Origin of the sequence: Chloroflexus sp. MS-CIW-1, from assembly GCF_030444705.1 — a bacterium.
Classification (GTDB): Bacteria; Chloroflexota; Chloroflexia; order Chloroflexales; family Chloroflexaceae; genus Chloroflexus.
Genome location: NZ_JAUBWR010000003.1, coordinates 341,593 through 358,995, shown reverse-complemented (window position 1 = coordinate 358,995; position 17,403 = coordinate 341,593). Strand labels below are relative to the sequence as shown.

Below are 17,403 nucleotides of genomic sequence, written 5' to 3'. Positions count from 1 at the left end.
TCACAATCAGTATACCCTACCTCGCATATTTTCGCAACTCACCCAACCGCTGGAACATTGTTGTTCAGCGAGGCCGTCGCCGAGTATACCATAGCCGTGCAGGATGGGCAACTGATGCGTGGGCGAGATGATTGGTGAGAGTGAACGGTGATCCACCCTCACCAGCGATGGAATGGCAGCGATGCTAACGAGCTAGCGCCTCGCGAAGTTCCCGGATTGCCCGTTTGGCATTGACCCATACTGCCCCGATCTTTGAGCTGGCTACGCGCTTGTTGAAGATCAACACCAGGAGAAAGCGCTGGGCAACGTCGAAGCAGTAGAGATCGATATTCACCCCTTCGTGGATATAGACACTGGTTGCATCTTCTTCGCGAAGCTGACGGGCGACTTCGCCGGTGGTTGAAAAACCAGTTGAAAGCAGGGGGAGAACAACCATGAGTGGCAGGTTGCCCTTATCTCCCGTTTCAACCAGGATCATCCCGGCACGGTCGGTTAACATAATACTCTGGGTGCCAAGGTCTTGCCCCAACTGGCTCATAATGCTGCGAATCGCAGCAATATTTTGCTCGGTGATAATTAAATGCCCGCCTTCACTGCGCCAACTCGTTGGTGTAGGAACCGAAGTGGGTGATGTCGGTGTCTGACCTCGACGTTCAGCGGCGGCACGTGAGCGGGCTGCCAGCCCACCGCGTGCAGGCGATGGTTCACGGGCGGCACGTTCAGCGGCTTCGCGCTCGGCAGCTTCGCGGGCAGCACGTTCAGCAGCCTCGCGTTCGGCAGCCTCACGGGCGGCACGTTCAGCCGCTTCTCGTTCGGCCCGCGAGGGGAGGACTATCCGTGCTGGTGTGAACTGTCGGCGTGGTGCCTGTTCTGCTGACGATGACGACTGTGTCGTCTCGCTCTTTTCAGTTGGTGATGATTCCACGTCAGTCATCGGTGTCGCCTCACGTACTCTCTCCGTAACGACCGTTGGAGAGGGTGATGGGGTAGGGGCAGGAGATGAGGCTGGCGTGTCGAGCACCCCACGAATAGTTGTGCGTACAATGTCGAGATTGAGTTCGCCGGTCAGCAATTTTGCGACGCCAGCCGTTTGTGCGCGATCGCGGTCAGCGTTACTCAATCTGTTCCCCCAAAGAATGACTCGTGTCTGTGGATCAAAATTCGGCACGATTTCGGCCAAATCAAGCCCACTCATTTCATCAAGTTCGATCTCACTCAACACGACATCAGGTGGTTCGGTGCTGATCGACCACAACGCATCATTTGCCGATTCAAAGATTTGTACTTCAGCGTCGCCGCTCAGCGCTCCTGATAAGCTACGGAGAACCGGGTTAGCGCGGGCGACCACGACGATACGATAAGCCATTGAATTCTCTCTCTGTATCGTTCAGAGTGGTAACCGTCTACTACTGTTCACTAGTATACTCGAAATAGCTACAGCTTGAAGCAGATTTTTGGCATGAGGCTCGCACTTCAGGCAATGACTTCCACACAGCTACGTGGCAGCCAGATTGCTTCGCCATTGTCGACCAGCACTTCAACGGCGGGCGTGCGTACTCCAGACGGTAGTCGTTGCGGGAGTGCCGGTAAGCTGCGCACTCGTCCGAGCGACCCCAGATGCTCGTGATCAAGCAGTCGCACTGTGGCGCCAACGCGCAATAGAGGGCGTGGTGGTTCAAGTGACGTGCTACTACTCCGCGACAGCGGGATAATAACCCGCGGTCGGCGGTGGGGCTGACGGAGGCTTGTTTGGCTTTCAATGAAGATTTCGCGCCGATCATTGTTGGCAAGTACTTCAAAGATTGGTGCGGCCATCGGCGCATTCCCGATCCCTTCCGTCAACACAATTGTGAGTGGTGAAGTGATGTGACTCATCCACTGCCAGTTGCGACGTCCAACGGCCCAGGGTAAGCGCTTGGTTAACTGGAAGAAGGTGCGCAGCTCATGTTCGTTGATACTACCGATGATGATGCCGCGAACCTGATGTTCGACCGCTTTGCGCAGAGCAGCAGCACTGATTCCGCTGCCGCCAATGATAACGGCATACATACTCTGCGCATCAATCATTTTTTCTGTGATCGGTTCTCCTGGATCAAGCGTCAGCAGTCGGGTGACACCGTTGGTATGAGCGCCGAAGCTGACGATGCCGTAGATTTGCGCAGCAGGTGTTTCGATGATCACCTGTTGATTGTTGATGATGTCCATCACGATTCCCCGCACGCCAGCCGTGAGGGTGATTGTTTGCGGTTCGGCGCAAATGATTGCGTAGCCGGTTGCCGGGTCTACCGTATGGAGAATACCGTTGGCCGGACTCAACACTCGTCGACCAAACATGCCACGGCGTCGGGCCAGGACAGCACCAGCGTTGATGGGTTGACCAATTGGGCTGACAACGGTACGGGCAGCCTGTTCAGGTGGCAGGTTGAGCGCTTGCGCCAGGTTAATCACGTATGGTGCTGTATCACTTTTTCCCCGTGCTACCACATCGTCAGGTTCCACTCTGCCTCCCTTTCTGACCAGAATTTCGCCTGGTTGAGGGAGGGTGCGTTCAATGCGGGCTAGAGTGCTTGCAATGATTGGCGGGACGCCATCCGGTACGTACAGCATAGCGATTCCGTATTTCGTGCAGGGGTATAGGCATACGATAATTATACCACGTGAACAGGGGAAGGCGCAGGGGGCATCTTCCAGGCTGCGCAACGCAAGCTACAGGCCCGCGTTCCTGTGCCAGCGGCATTTTTTTAGAACGTGTTCAATAAATCTTGACCGGAACACCGAGGTCTGCCCATTCGTAGAGCCATTGGGCGTCGTCGATGCGTAAATTGATACACCCATGCGACATTCGTACCCCGCTGCCGTGAGCGTTGTGCCAGTAAGTGCCGTGCAGCGCTACCCCGCCTACGATATACTGCACCCAGGGGATGTTGGGTACATACCAGCATTCCCCACCGAGACAACCGGTCATTGTCTGTTCGGGAATACGGTAGTAGATCGTGAAATCACCACGCGGGGTATTGAAGCCATCGCGTCCGGTAGCGACCGGTGCGGAAAAGACCAGCAGCTCATCTTCGTAGGCAAAAAGGTATTGGCGGCTGAGATCGACTTCGATTCGACGTGACCACAGTCCGGGACTCCAGTCTACTGCACCGGGGAGACGTGCGACCGGATCAGTGTTGACGTTCTGTAAGCGGGCGATTTCTCGTCCGAGTTCGTCAATATGAACTTCAAAGAGACTATCGAGGTCTATACCGTAGATCGTCTCTTGTTGGCGGAGAAACGGTGAAAGCGCTTCCGGCCGGTAGCGGAACCGGGCACGCTCGAAATATTGGACAAGCGTACCATTTTCGTCAACTTGTTCACTCAGTGGGAAGCCAAAGATCACGAGGCCGCCGTGGCGTTGCCAAAATTCGAGAAATTCGCCTTGCAGCGAATAACCGGTTTCGGGAAAAAACGCACCGGTATCAAGATTACTGTTTGGTGGCAGGCTGAGTGAGTGATGTGCCAGCCATTCACGACCGATTAGCCCAAGTTGCACCTGCTGCACTGTTTTGGCATACTCAGGATGATACTCGAATCGGGCACGCTCGAAGTATTGCACAATGCGGCCATCGATAACCAGTTCTTCACTGATCGGCATACCGAAGGTAAGCAGTTGGCCGTTTGCCCGCCAGAAGTCAAGGAAGCCAACGCGATCCGAGAGGTGATGACCGGTCTGCGGGAAGTAGACGGTACGCACAACCGGGAGGTTTTTTGGAGGATTTGACCGTGCCGCAACCAGATTCATCTGCAAGGTAACCATTGCGATCAGGAAGCTCCATCCGAGCAGCCAGATCAGCGATAATTGAGGAGATAATGGGTGGTGAGACGCAGACATTTCCAGACTCCATGAGTGTCCAGCGGGTCTTCGACGATGGATGCTTTGTTGCTAACCGAACACCAAATGCTTCACTTTAGTGCTGGTATACCTTGTAATATTGATAGAGCTATTATATCAGTTAGAAACAGTATTATACGGATTGAAAACCGGTAGCAAGCAAAACCCTTTAGGACTGGGATGAGTTTTGTTTCACCGTTGCGTAGTAGTGTAGAGAGTTTTGTATGGCAGATCTCTTCACCCCGCTACAGGTAGCCGGTCAGCAATTACGCAATCGCATTGTGATGGCACCGGCACCCAGCGGTCTGGCTGGCCGTGATGGATTCTGCCATAGTGCATTGGTCAGTTACTACGAGCGGCGCGCTATGGGTGGAGTGGGTATGATTATCACCGAGCCAATGCTTGTCGAGGAACCACTCACACCGATGGCGCATCTCGGTATCTGGCATGATTGCTATCTGCCCGCGTTACGCCGTCTCACCGCAGCGGCGCATGCCTTCGGTAGTCGAATCGTTTTTTTATTGGAAATGCTACCAGGTACATCACCCCTGTACGATCTGGTCGAGCGTTATGTTCAGGCTGCGTGGCGCGCTTTAGCAGCCGGTGCTGATGGAGTCTTCATCTCGATTGCCGATCAGGGAGAACTGGCGGCTATGGTTGCCGCAGGATGTCAGCCAGATGGTCACGTACAACCGTCAATTGCTGAACGGATTCAGCCAGTGTTAACGATTCTTGAGCAGATCCATCTCTGTTTTGGGCGTCGGCTCTGGGTTGGTTTACGCATGCCGGTGGCCGAGTTGGTGCCAGGTGGTCTGACGCATCAGGATGCACGAATCATTGCCCGGCGGGCTGTTGCCGCCGGGGCACAATTTCTCGATGTCACGCTCAATCGCTACACTCCTGATGTCGCTCGTTTTCCGGGCTGGACGATACCGCTAGTGGTAGGTATTCGGCGCATTGCGAGCGAAGCCATCGTGATCGGTTCAGGTCAGTTGAGTGATCCCTGGCTGGCCGACAGCCTGATTCGAGAAGGGAGTGTTGATCTGGTGATGCTGTGTACCGCGTTACGTCTGCTTCCCGAATGGCCGCACCTGGCACGTCGGGCATTGTGGTCAGCTAACGTAAAATGACCAGCAACACACCGGCTGCCACTGCCGAGCCAATCACACCAGCAACGTTCGGACACATTGCCTGCCAGATCAAAAAGTTTTGCGGGTCTTCCGCCTGGGCGACAGTATGGGCCACTCGCGCCGACATAGGTACTGCCGATACTCCGGCCGCGCCGATCAAGGGGTTAATTTTGTTCCTGGTAAATAGATTGTACAGTTTGGCAAACAGGATACCACCCGCAGTAGAAATGGCGAACGCGCAGGCGCCGAGGGCAAAAACGACGATTGAGCGCGGGGTCAGGAAGTTACTGGCTTGCGTGCTGGCCCCGACTGTCAAGCCGAGCATGATCGTCACACTATCGATCAGCGCGCTACGTGCCGTTCTGGCCAGGCGTTCAGTTACCCCGCTCTCCTTAAGCAAATTGCCAAAGAAGAGCATTCCCAGGAGAGGTAACGTGTCTGGGACAATGAGTACACACACAATCAAACCAATGATCGGGAATATGATGCGCTGCGTTCGACCAATCTCGGCTGGCGGTGGCATCCGAATGAGCCGTTCTTCGCGGCTGGTCAATAAGTACATAATGGGTGGTTGAATAACTGGCACCAGGGCCATGTACGAGTAGGCAGAGACGGCAATGGTGCCGAGCAGATCAGGCGCAAGGCGCGATGCGATAAAAATGGCGGTTGGTCCATCAGCCCCGCCGATAATGCCAATCGCGGCTGCGGCGCGGAGCAGGCGGAGTGGATCGTTGGGGTCAGCCAGATCGAGAAATGGGAAATACTGACCGAGGACAATAGCCATCAAGAGGGTAAAGAAGATACCGAGCTGTGCCGCAGCGCCAAGCAGGATCAAGCGAGGCTGGGCAATCAGTGCCGAGAAGTCGGTCATTGCTCCAATGCCAAGGAAGATGAGGGGCGGGAAGATACCGGTGATCACTCCGAAGTAGATGTAATTCAAGACGCTGCCCTGATCGTAGACTCCCTGCCCCATACCCGGCTCAAAAGGCATGTTGCCAAGAATGATACCGAAGCCAATCGGTACCAGCAGCAGTGGCTCGAATCCGCGGGTAATGGCAAGATAGACGAACACGCATCCGACGACGATCATGAGCAGATTACCCCATGCCAGATGGGCGATCCCGCTTGCTTCAAAAAAGCCGATAAGCCATTCCATCAGGCAAACTCCAGTAGTGGTTGACCCTGACGCACCGAGTCGCCAACTTTGACGTTGATTGCACGAATGGTACCTGCAACGGGTGAACTGACGTTTGAATTCATCTTCATCGCTTCGATCACAACCAACGGATCGTTTTCTTTGACCTGATCGCCGACCTTAACTTTAATTTCGGCAACAATGCCGGCGATTGGTGATACCAGCACCCCAGGACCGGTTGAGCTTGGTGGTGGTGTGTCTGGCGCTGTAGCAGGTGTAGTAGGAGTACGTGGTGGTGGTGGTACGGCGTTGATACTGGTTGGAGCGTGCAAAGCCGACTCATCATCATCTTGTAGTACCTCGACCTCGACCTCGTAGGTCACACCGTTTACCGTTATACGCAAGCGTTTCATAGTCTCTCCGTCATTCAACCTGAAATGCGGTGATACAACAATTACCATCCATCGTTTCCAAATTCCTGTCCATGATCTACCGTCGCAACTGACGGGCCGCCATCACACTGACCCGTCCTAAACGTGCCCAGTTCACCGCCAGTTGTCGGTAGTAGCGTACCCGCAAGATACGTACCGGTTGGTCAAGGGTTGCGACCGCAGCAGCCGTGAGAATCGCGATCAGTTGTGGATCGAGCTGGTCGGTAGTGGTTGAAGATGTGCTTCCTTGCGGTACGTCCGGTTTCGTGGCGCTCACTGTTTTTGGCTGGAACAGACCTTGACTGCGGTTGAGGATACTCAGCGCAAATGCAACGATGGTAAGTACAATGAACACGATGCTGAGCCCCGTGATCGCGATTTGAAAGCCAACCAGTAATGGGTTCGTAGTAAGATCAATCATAGCGGTTCCTTCAATCGTTTTCTGGGCGTGCACACATGTTCTCGTGAATCTCATTGTGTGAGGGGTGTTCACGTTCGGATTGGAGCTGGTGTAGATGTTGAGATAGGCGTGATCCGCTCTTTTGCGATCAGTCTATAGCGGCACCAGCCCGTGCTTCTTCTGCGGACGGAACTCGCGTTTGGTACGTAGTGATGCCAGGGCCAGGCTAAGATAGCGACGGGTCTCACTCGGTACAATGATGCTATCGATCAGATTGCGACCGGCGCCAACGTAGGGAGAGGCAAATTCGGCGCGGTACAGCTTAACGAACTCGGCCCGCGCTGCTGCCGGATCATCAGCCTGCTTAATCTGGTCACGGTAGATGATATTGACCGCTCCTTCTGGCCCCATAACCGCAATCTCAGCACTCGGCCAGGCGGCCACCCGGTCAGCGCCCAGGTCTTTCCCACACATTGCCAGGTATGCCCCACCATAAGCCTTGCGTAGAATAATTGAGATTTTAGGCGTTGTCGCTGCCGAATAAGCAAACAACATCTTCGCACCGTGGCGAATAATACCGCCACGCTCTTGGGCCACACCCGGCAAGAAACCAGGCACGTCAATAAAGGTAATGAGTGGAATATTGAAAGCGTTGCAGAACCGAACAAAGCGGGCAATCTTATCAGAGGCATCAATGTCGAGAACGCCAGCCATAACAGTGGGCTGATTGGCAACGATTCCTACCGTACTACCATCGATACGAGCGAAGCCGATCACAGCATTATCGGCAAAACCGCGTTGCACTTCGAGAAAATCACCGTCATCGACAATCCGTTTGATGATCGGGATAACATCGTAAGGTTCACGCGGATCATCGGGGATCATGGTGTCGAGAACGGGATCATTGTAGAAGCGTAGTTCACCGTCACCACGATCAGGTGGGTCTTCGAGATTATTCGATGGCAAAAAGCTCAATAAACGCTTACAAAGCGCAATCGCCTCGGCATCATTTTCAGCGACAAAGTGTGCAACTCCACTTCGGATCTGAGCTTCCGGTCCACCAAGCTCTTCACCGGTTACCTGTTCTCCTGTGACCTGCTTGAGTACTTCGGGACCGGTAATAAACATCTCACTGCCCCGTACCATAATGATAAAATCCATCAGGGCTGGTGAATACGCGGCGCCACCGGCACATGGCCCGGCAATAATCGCAATCTGAGGCACGACACCGGAGAGCAACACATTACGGTAGAAGATGCGACCATAACCACTCAGGGCATCAATCCCTTCCTGAATACGTGCCCCCCCGCTATCGTTAATCGTGATGAACGGCGACCCGCACTTTAAGGCCAAATCCATCGTCTGACAGATTTTGTCAGCGTGCATTTCACCAACCGATCCACCGGCGACAGTAAAATCTTGTGCAGCGACAAAGACTTGCCGCCCATCGACACTGCCACAACCGGTAATCACCCCTTCGCCAGGCATCTCCTTACCGGCCATCCCAAATGCTGTACACCGATGATGAGAAAAAAGGAACAGCTCTTGAAAGGTTTCTGGCTCGATCAGAAGATGAATTCGCTCGCGAGCAGTCAATTTGCCGGCCTGGTGTTGGCGAGCAATGCGTTCTGGGCCACCACCCTGCTCAAGACGGTGTCGGCGCTGGCGCAGCATTTCAATGCGGGCACGCATGGAAGTGGGTACTATATTGGTCGCTTCAGACTCATGTTGAGTCATGGTTGTATCTCCTTGTACGAAAACAACCATCTACCGAACTGCCTGATGGGCAAAACAGCTCTAACTCGGTTTGTTGCTCTGAAGTTAGTTGCGGGCTTAGATGTTGACGGATGTTAGTATAGCACTGGCAATAGTTGCGAGAGGTAAGATAGGGTCATTCTTTGGCAACTGTAAATTGTTGGGGTTGTGAGTTGGTAACTATTAGTTAGTCTGCACAGTTGCGTCTTTTCATCGTCGTGGGGATGATGGTTGCCCATCCCGTGGGTGAGTTCCCAGCCCGTCACTCCTGAGACGGTGATGAGAATGATCGGTGAGACAACGGGAACGTACCGCAGACAATCTTCGAAAGAGGGAGATGCATGCCTCTTCTCCTACTCACTCCTCTATCGCCACTGCTGGGTGGGGAAAATATTGAACATCCCTATGGACACCGTATCAGCGGAAGTGAGCCAAATGTAGATGGAGTGAAGAAGCTGCACTTCTTCACTCCGTATGAGTGGTGGTACACCGAACTGTCTAAGGAATTGAATCGCTCCACGATGCAGGGGAAACGTGGTCACATTGTATCAGGAAGGGATTTTTCAGACGATTCCTCGGCTATGTACTAGCAGAGAAATCGTCTCACTACCGTATGCAGCTACATCGTAAGCACGACTCTCCCTTCAATCTTACCCTCCTTCATTTCTGCAAACACCTGATTGATCTTCTCAAGCGGTTCGACACGAACCTTTGCCCGTACCTTCCCAGCGCCGGCAAAAGCAAGTGATTCTTGTAGATCAAGGCGGGTGCCGACAATTGAACCGCGTAACGTAATTCCTCTCAGAACAACATCGAAGATCGATACCGGAAATTCACCAGGAGGTAAGCCGTTGAAGGCAATGGTACCACCGCGCCGTACCATACCTAGGCTTTGCTCGAATGCCTTGCGTGATACCGCTGTTACCAGCACCCCGTGAGCACCGCCGATTTCACGCTGGATGCGCTCGCCTGGGTCTTCTGTCAATGCGTTAACCGTCAAATCAGCACCGAGTTGACGGGCAAATTGCAGTTTTTCGTCAGCAATATCAACTGCTACGACATTCATACCCATCGCTTTGGCATACTGCACGGCCATGTGACCAAGACCACCGATACCAGAGATAACAATCCATTGACCAGGACGAACATCGGTTGCTTTGATCCCTTTGTATACCGTAACTCCAGCGCAAAGCACTGGCGCAATCTCGGCAAAATCAACCCCGTCCGGTAAGTGTCCAACGTAATTTGGGTCAGCCAGGACGTATTCGGCATACCCTCCATCGACAGAATAGCCGGTATTTTTCTGTTGTGTACAGAGTGTCTCCCGCCCATCGAGACAATATTCGCAGTAACCACAGGCAGTGTGTAACCAGGGAACACCAACGCGGTCCCCTTCTTTAACAGTTTTGACACCACTTCCGACTGCTGCGACATACCCTACAGCTTCGTGACCAGGAATTAAGGGTAATTTCGGTTTGATCGGCCAATCTCCTTCGGCGGCGTGGAGATCGGTGTGACAGACACCCGACGCTTCGACCTTGACAACAATTTGCCCTGGACCCGGCTCTGGAACTGGTACCTCCTCGATGACGAGAGGTTGATGGAAGGCGTGTACGACCGCCGCTTTCATCGTCCTGGTCATGGTTACCTCCTCTTTGAGATATTGAACCCTGAAACCTGAAAACTGGAATATTCAATAATTTAGATATGTAAGGTTTTTGGTGAAAAGAGTTATCTTGATGTTAATTCTCGTGATTACTCGCCATAATACCATGTAATCATGGTGTTGTCAAGATCGAAATTGTGGTTAAAATTTTGTTTATGAGTTTTAATATTTATGTAGATTAAAATAAAAGTTTGCAAAAATGTAATAAGACCTCTTCAATAGACGTGTTATCATATAGTTAGCACCTGATTTTGTCGCAGATTAATAAATTCCTCTATCTGTAGGGGTATTATTCCCTAATAAGGATATGTATAACGTCGAGAAAGAATGTTCTGATCGGTGTTTACTCCTTGTACGGTATCGTTTGTGTTCGTTGGGGATTGGTAGTCGCACTCATCGACAGCAGTCTGGAGGAAGTTGATGAATCGCTTCATACCGTATCTTCTCTTTATATTGGTCTGCGGACTAATTTCAACGGTGTCCGGTCGCTCTCCTTCAGTTTTCGCAATGTCTTCCACCTCATTGCTCCCTAACACGGCGTCGCATGACAGTCCATCTGCTCAGACGGCATCGTCAAATCTGCTTCAGGACGGTGGGTTCGAGCAGCAGGGAGCTGCCTGGGAGGCGTGCGGCAAAGTTGGCCTGGTTGACGCTCAATCAGAAGGTGCTGAGTTCGTTTATGCTGGTCGTTATGCGATTGTTATGGGAATAAGTGCCGATGGAAGTGATTGTCCTCAGCTTCCCAATAATAGTGTGCCCAAGCAGATTCTGAGCCAGTCACTCAGTATTCCGGCAAATGCACGTGCCGTGACCGTTTCCTTTTGGTTTCGTGGCTTTGCGGGTACAAGTGTCGATATTTTTCTGGCCCGCGGTTTTTATCAGTTTGATCCGGATTTAGGTGGGGTTAAGCTAGGGAGTTTTTCAACCGATCAGCCACCGGGCTGGCAGTTGTATCGCACGGTGTTAACCGATGATCGACTTGATCTTGTGCGTGGACAAACGTTGCGCTTCTCTATCGTGATACAGGGAGATGTTCCTGTCGAACGAGATGCAGCTCTCCTGATTGATGAGGTACAGGTTGTTGCGGCTGATCTGCGTACAGCCCCTGCACCGTTACCTCCTGCCCTCCGTGGTGATGGGAGCCGTCCGTTAGCAGTGGTTCGCGCCGAAGGCTCCAACCGTTGGTTGTACCGCATGGATACTGATGGCAGCAATCTGCAACTCATTTATCGTGGCTTACTGAACAACGTGCGCTCTCCAGTGTGGTCACCCAATGCTCAACAGATTGCGGTAGCCGACAATAATACCTGGCCCTGGCCTGTTCCTGATCCTGACCCACAGAATAATTTGGCTGCAACTGCGATAACAGTGTTGAATGCCGATGGGAGTGGCAGTAGACAGCTCTATCAAACCCAGAGTCAAAAAGGGTCGCGTTGTCCATTCGTAGCACTGCCAGGACAAAGCGAGACTCCATCCAGCATTGTGCGTGTGAATAGGCTGACCTGGATGCCGGACGGACAGCGACTCGCATTTACGAATGTTGGGTTCCTCACTTTCTGTGATGGCCGCATCTCTGGTGGTCGAGCTGACGTGTATCTCTCACCGGTACCACCTGCACTTACTCCCACTGACGTGGCCAGTTTTGCTGCGAATCCGAGTATCAATCGCAACCGCCAACTATTGTTCGAGAGCTTTGGGAACAATCGAACGACCGGGATTTGGGAAGCCGACCTGCCATCGTCCCGCGAGAATCTTCTGATCGCTCATCGTGCCGAAAGTCAACCGGTTTGGGCACCTGATGGTCGCCGTTTTGTCGTCAAGCGAGATACCAGTAGTCCTTCTGAGGATAGAAGTGAACGTACCAACGCTATTGTGCTCTATGATCGGCAAAATCTGAGCAATCCGCGCATGCTGTTGTTTGCCGATCATGGGCGCAGTATTGATCATGTGCGCTGGTCTCCTGATGGGATGTATCTGGTTTACACACTTCATCGTCTCGATGGTGGAACGGATATTTGGTGGCTCGATGTTACTAGTGGTGCGACTGGACCAATCACCACCGATGGTCGGGCACTAGAGGCCGACTGGCGACCGGGATCTACGTTGCAGCGTGTCTTCGTTCCACTCGTGACGCGGAATTGACAACTGAGGAAGGAAACGCCTCTTCTATGGGAGTTAGCCCTTTTCTAGAGACATTGGCGTTCGAGGAAAAATAGCAGATATACGTGATACCTCCATCGTGCGAGATCAACAGGTGCGGGGGCGGGTCAGGAACCCGCCCCTAGTGGCGATTCGTAAGGGGTACGACAGGGTGCGCACTGCAAACGCTATCAACTGGACGTTTGCTTAAACGTTTTATTCGCTCCCGCCCCATCCCACTGCGGAAGCAGAAGGGTAAAGGGCACAAGGCTTTGCCTACGCGACTTTTGGCAATCACCGAATCTTGTCTTCACCCTGGTCGTTTCGGTAACTCGACGAAGACCTGACCATTTTCTTCACTAACCGGATAGGTAGTAAGCGGTGTTGGTTCCTTCCCTAAAGCGATCAGTGCCCGTGACCAGCCTGGCATCTTGAAGCCGCCAATGCCCTGTACCCAGTCCAGATTCTTGCCGGTGCGTATGTCAAATTTTGAGCCGTGCCACGGGCATGTGATAACATGACCTTCGAGGGTACCATTTCTGAGCGAGAGATTGAGATGGGGACAGAGTGCATGAACTGCGTAGACACTACCATTGATACGCACGGCCAGGATGTTGATACCGTCACCGGTGACTGAGACAAGTGTCGATTCAGGGAAGTCTGTCGATGTGCCGATTTTTACGCGCATGGATTTGCTCCCTTCCTGTCATCGCTCGTTGCTGTCTGTTATCTGCTTCCGCTTCTCTACCGTTGCTCGTAGAGGTTGTGGGAAATTACAGACTGGCATCTCCTAATTATCATTCTACATGAGAGATGCGATTTTTTGTTGAACGTTACTATTCCCATCGTAATAAAGTGTTTTCCAACGATGATCATCTGCACCGTTCAGAGAAGAGCGAGTTGCCAACCCTCTCGCTCGTAGCAGGGTAGGACACCAATGACCGTTGATCTTCTGACCTTATCAATTGCGCTTAATCTGGCAAATGTGTTGCAGTGTATGGCACTGGTTGGCCTGGCCGTAGCGAACCGTGAGCGTGTTGGTTTACGATGGTGGGCGGCAGGAATGGGGTCGCTGGCGCTTGGTCTCATCCTAACCACTATGCGGGATGTTATATCACTACCGCTGTGGCTCCACGCGATCAGTAATGCCATGGTGGGAAACGGGATGCTCATACTCTATTATGGCATACGCCGTTTCTTTGGTGACAATGATGATCCACGCCGGTTCATTGTGATCGGTTTGCTCATATTCATCGCCAATATTGTGCTGGCTTTTACCGGTGATGTACCGCCTCTACGTCGGATTCTCTTTTCGGTTGTGGTAAGTGTATTATCCATCCTCATCGCCGTGCGCTTGCATCATGAATTGCACACTGATTATCGATTAACCGTGCTATTCTTGCTCATTGTGTTTGTTGCAAATACTATCTTCTTTGTCATTCGTGGTATCGCTACAATGACCGAAGCGAACTGGTTGATCGTATCAGCACCGTGGCAGACGGCAACCTATCTCACGGCTATTGCTACAACGACCCTGTGGACATTCGGCCTTATTTTATTGGTCAATCAGGAATTGATCGTCAAACAGCGTGAGGCCGCACAGCAGCTTGAATTAATTTTTGCTGCACAGCCCGATGCGGTGTTGTTGTCACGCCTGACCGACGGTGCTTTTATGAAGGTTAATCAAGGTTTCACTGAAATCAGCGGATACAGTGCAGAGGAAGCGCTGGGGAAGGATGGACTGAAGCTGAATATCTGGCGTTCGCCGGAGGATCGCCAACGCTGGGCTGAGTTGATGTGGCGCGAAGGTTCGTGTTCGGGCCTTGAGTTTGAATTTCGGCGACGCGATGGGACATTTCGTACCTGTCTCCTTTCTTCGCGAAAGGTGATGATTGCTGGTGTACCCCATGCAATCAGTATTGTTCACGATATTACTGAACGGAAACAGATCGAGGAAGCATTACGACGCAGTGATGCTCGCTATCGGCTCATTGCTGAGAATACGTCAGATGTAATCTGGTTATTTGATCCAGTGCAGGAACGGTTCACGTTTTTTAGTCCGTCGGTACAAAAGTTAACTGGGTACTCCGTAACCGAAGCAATGGCCGTTTCGATCACCGATCTCTTAACCCCTTCCTCAGCGCAGCAAGTGCTATCGGCGCTGCACTATATGCTCCACGAGTGGCAGGGAGAACTGACCACAGCACCGCCGTGGGTCGCCGAGATCGAGTTGATCCATCGCGATGGGCACGAGGTGCAGGCGGAGATCGTTACTACGTTTGTTCGTGATGAGGATAACCGATTGATGGTATTAGGTGTGGCGCGTGATATTACTGCCCGTAAACAGGCAGAAATCGAGCTACGCCTGGCTCGTCAGCAGGCCGAAGCGGCCAATCGGGCGAAGAGTGCCTTTCTGGCTAATGTCAGTCACGAACTACGAACTCCCCTCCATGCGGTGCTTGGCTTTGCTCATTTGTTGAGTAATGATGGTGAGTTGACCGCAACCCAACGGGAATATCTCGACATTATTAATCGAAACGGTGAACATCTGCTGCACTTAATCAATGAAGTCCTTGATCTGGCAAAGATTGAGGCTGGACGCTACACATTTACCCCTGCGCCGGTTGATGCTCGCAGGTTATTGGCCGATCTTCAGTCATTATTTTGGCCGAGAATCGAAGCAAAACAGTTGCAGTTCATCGTGACCTGTGCTGAAGAAGTACCGCGAATTATCCTGAATGATGAAGCCAAAATACGTCAGATTCTGATCAATTTACTGGAAAATGCGATCAAATTTACCGAAGTCGGGGTTGTGAAACTCCAGGTCGAGCGGTCGCAGCAACAGATTCTGTTTATCGTTGAAGATACTGGTGCTGGTATTCCACCACTCGAACAGCCATATCTGTTTCGTCCCTTTTTCCAGGGATACCAGGCTGTCAGTAATAGTTCAAACAGAGGAGCCGGTCTCGGTTTGAGCATCAGCTACGAACTGGCTCGTGTCATCGGCGGCAATCTCTCTGTATACAGTGCAGGCGAGGGGTGTGGTGCTCGCTTTACACTGACATTACCGTTACGCACACCGATTACAACACCGCTTTCGTTACCTGCTCAGCACGAAAGTCGGCGCGTCATCCGGGTACGAGCCGATCAGCCGGTGTATCGCATGCTGGTAGCCGATGACATTCCAGCCAGTGCGTTACTGTTAGTTACTCTCCTCCACCGGCTAGGCTTCGTCGTACAATCGGTAGCAGATGAGCAAACATTGCTTACGATGTGGCGTTCCTGGCAACCCCACATGATCTGGCTTGACGTTGATCGGACGCGGATCAACGGTCTGGCCGTCGCTCAACAGATTCGCACCGCCTGTCATAACGAACCAGGGCTGATGCGACCGGTGATGATTGCTTTGTCGGCGAATGTCCTTAGTGATACGCCAACGACCGCAATTGAGTCAGGTTGCGATGAGTTCATTGCGAAACCGTTTCGCGAATATGATGTGATTCGGATCATCGAGCAGTATCTGCATGTGCAGTTTGATGAAGTTGTACCTCAGATGACAACATTGCCGAATGGTGTTGGCGATGATTGCGGGTATGATCGCGAGTGGTGTCTGGCGGTACGACAGGCTGCTGTCGAAGCCCATTTTTCACGTTTGCAGCAGCTTATCACCGACATCGAGTCGGCCCGACCCGATGATGCGCGTCGGTTGTGGCACTGGCTTGAAACCTTTAACTACCAGGCCTTGATCGAATGGGTTGATGCGATCCTTGCTTCTCAGGCGAGGGATTCTCGTGTATAGTAATAGGTAACTATGCACAGAAGTTTATACCGTTAGAAACTCATGACCAGTAATCGTGCGCCCACCATTTTGATCGTTGACGATACCCCGGCAAATCTCTTGTTGCTAACGCAGCTCCTGCAGGCTCAATCGTATGATGTGCGTCCAGTGACCCACGGTGCAATGACGTTGGTGGTAGCCCGTACTCTTCACCCTGATCTCATCCTGCTAGACATTCGGATGCCGGATATGGACGGTTATGCAGTCTGTCAACAACTGAAAGCCGATCCAGAAACGAGTCAGATTCCGGTTATTTTTATTAGTGCATTGGATGATGTGGAGGACAAAGTACGGGCGTTTGAATGTGGTGGTGTAGACTATATCACCAAACCATTTCAACCCTTAGAGGTGTTAGCTCGGGTCCGAACGCATCTGGCGTTAGCGCAGGCGCGGGCTGCGCTTGAGGAGGCTAATCGCGAGTTACAGCGAGCATTGGCCCGTGAAGCAGAACTGGCGCGGATCGACTGGCTCACCGGGGTTTACAATCGTAGTTATTTCTACGAAGTGGCAGTGCGCGAATTCGCAATTGCAACGCGCTATGAGCGATCATTGGCGGTTGGGATGATCGACGTTGATCATTTTAAACAGATCAACGATCGCTATGGTCATCTGATCGGAGATCAGGTATTGCGTTCGGTCGCACAGACAATTGCCCATCAGATCCGGACAACAGATTGTGTCGGTCGTTTTGGCGGCGAAGAGTTTATTCTCTTGTTGCCGAATACCGATACCGCTGCTGGTCTGATTATGGCCGAGCGGTTACGCACTACTATTGGCGGTTTGGTCATCCATACCGATAAAGGTGATGTTTCAGTTACGATCAGTATCGGGATCGCAGGACGACAACCGGCAGATACGACGATTGAACGTCTGATCGACCGCGCCGATCAGGCGTTGTACGTGGCTAAGCAACAGGGGCGCAATTGTGTGGTGGGGGTGTAGCACACGTGCCGGTAGTGAGGGGAAGTTTCTCCTTTACCCGTCAACGCGATTGGGTGTTGTATTGTAGAACTGACGCTAACGGCGCGGCTATGG

13 protein-coding genes are annotated in these 17,403 nt (G+C 52.3%); 4 read left to right on the top strand and 9 right to left on the bottom strand.

Going from position 1 to position 17,403, the window contains the following annotated elements:
- Positions 1–184 precede the first annotated feature (184 nt).
- The 3 genes from QTO31_RS18570 to QTO31_RS18560 all read right to left on the bottom strand — a co-directional run bounded on the left by QTO31_RS18570 (position 185) and on the right by QTO31_RS18560 (position 3,874).
- Complete coding sequence (locus tag QTO31_RS18570) at positions 185–1,366, bottom strand: response regulator (RefSeq protein ID WP_301430629.1); 1,182 nt, start codon at positions 1,364–1,366, stop codon at positions 185–187.
- Positions 1,367–1,473: 107 nt separating this feature from the next.
- Positions 1,474–2,607, bottom strand: coding sequence for a hypothetical protein (locus tag QTO31_RS18565; protein ID WP_301430628.1), 1,134 nt, complete (start codon positions 2,605–2,607; stop codon positions 1,474–1,476).
- A gap of 145 nt (positions 2,608–2,752) precedes the next feature.
- A complete protein-coding gene (locus QTO31_RS18560; RefSeq protein ID WP_301430626.1) occupies positions 2,753–3,874 on the bottom strand; it encodes a L,D-transpeptidase in 1,122 nt (373 codons plus the stop codon).
- A gap of 224 nt (positions 3,875–4,098) precedes the next feature.
- Between QTO31_RS18560 and QTO31_RS18555 the strand changes: the two genes are divergently transcribed.
- Entirely contained in the window at positions 4,099–5,004 is a 906-nt protein-coding gene (locus QTO31_RS18555) for an NADH:flavin oxidoreductase (protein ID WP_031459194.1), read from the top strand.
- On the opposite strand, the gene QTO31_RS18550 is transcribed toward QTO31_RS18555, so the two are convergent.
- The 5 genes from QTO31_RS18550 to adhP all read right to left on the bottom strand — a co-directional run bounded on the left by QTO31_RS18550 (position 4,991) and on the right by adhP (position 10,367).
- Complete coding sequence (locus tag QTO31_RS18550) at positions 4,991–6,160, bottom strand: sodium ion-translocating decarboxylase subunit beta (RefSeq protein ID WP_301430625.1); 1,170 nt, start codon at positions 6,158–6,160, stop codon at positions 4,991–4,993. The genes QTO31_RS18555 and QTO31_RS18550 overlap by 14 nt on opposite strands.
- On the bottom strand, positions 6,160–6,552 hold the full coding sequence (locus QTO31_RS18545) for a biotin/lipoyl-containing protein (protein WP_301430623.1): 393 nt from the start codon (positions 6,550–6,552) through the stop codon (positions 6,160–6,162). The genes QTO31_RS18550 and QTO31_RS18545 overlap by 1 nt, the downstream gene beginning before the upstream one ends.
- A gap of 76 nt (positions 6,553–6,628) precedes the next feature.
- Positions 6,629–6,991, bottom strand: coding sequence for an OadG family protein (locus QTO31_RS18540; protein WP_301430621.1), 363 nt, complete (start codon positions 6,989–6,991; stop codon positions 6,629–6,631).
- A gap of 132 nt (positions 6,992–7,123) precedes the next feature.
- Positions 7,124–8,707 carry an acyl-CoA carboxylase subunit beta gene (locus tag QTO31_RS18535; RefSeq protein WP_031459190.1) on the bottom strand — a complete coding sequence of 528 codons (1,584 nt, stop codon included), beginning with the start codon at positions 8,705–8,707 and terminating at the stop codon, positions 7,124–7,126.
- A gap of 637 nt (positions 8,708–9,344) precedes the next feature.
- Positions 9,345–10,367 carry an alcohol dehydrogenase AdhP gene (adhP, locus tag QTO31_RS18530; RefSeq protein WP_301430619.1) on the bottom strand — a complete coding sequence of 341 codons (1,023 nt, stop codon included), beginning with the start codon at positions 10,365–10,367 and terminating at the stop codon, positions 9,345–9,347.
- Between the two features lie 531 nt (positions 10,368–10,898).
- Between adhP and QTO31_RS18525 the strand changes: the two genes are divergently transcribed.
- On the top strand, positions 10,899–12,533 hold the full coding sequence (locus QTO31_RS18525) for a TolB family protein (protein ID WP_301430616.1): 1,635 nt from the start codon (positions 10,899–10,901) through the stop codon (positions 12,531–12,533).
- 307 nt (positions 12,534–12,840) lie between these two features.
- Here QTO31_RS18525 and QTO31_RS18520 read toward each other — a convergent pair whose 3' ends face one another.
- Positions 12,841–13,218 carry a Rieske (2Fe-2S) protein gene (locus tag QTO31_RS18520; protein ID WP_301430615.1) on the bottom strand — a complete coding sequence of 126 codons (378 nt, stop codon included), beginning with the start codon at positions 13,216–13,218 and terminating at the stop codon, positions 12,841–12,843.
- Positions 13,219–13,467: 249 nt separating this feature from the next.
- Between QTO31_RS18520 and QTO31_RS18515 the strand changes: the two genes are divergently transcribed.
- Both QTO31_RS18515 and QTO31_RS18510 read left to right on the top strand, forming a co-directional pair.
- Positions 13,468–16,329, top strand: a complete 2,862-nt coding sequence (locus tag QTO31_RS18515) for a PAS domain S-box protein (RefSeq protein ID WP_301430614.1) — start codon at positions 13,468–13,470, stop codon at positions 16,327–16,329.
- Positions 16,330–16,371: 42 nt separating this feature from the next.
- Complete coding sequence (locus tag QTO31_RS18510; protein ID WP_301430613.1) at positions 16,372–17,310, top strand: diguanylate cyclase; 939 nt, start codon at positions 16,372–16,374, stop codon at positions 17,308–17,310.
- Positions 17,311–17,403 lie beyond the last annotated feature (93 nt).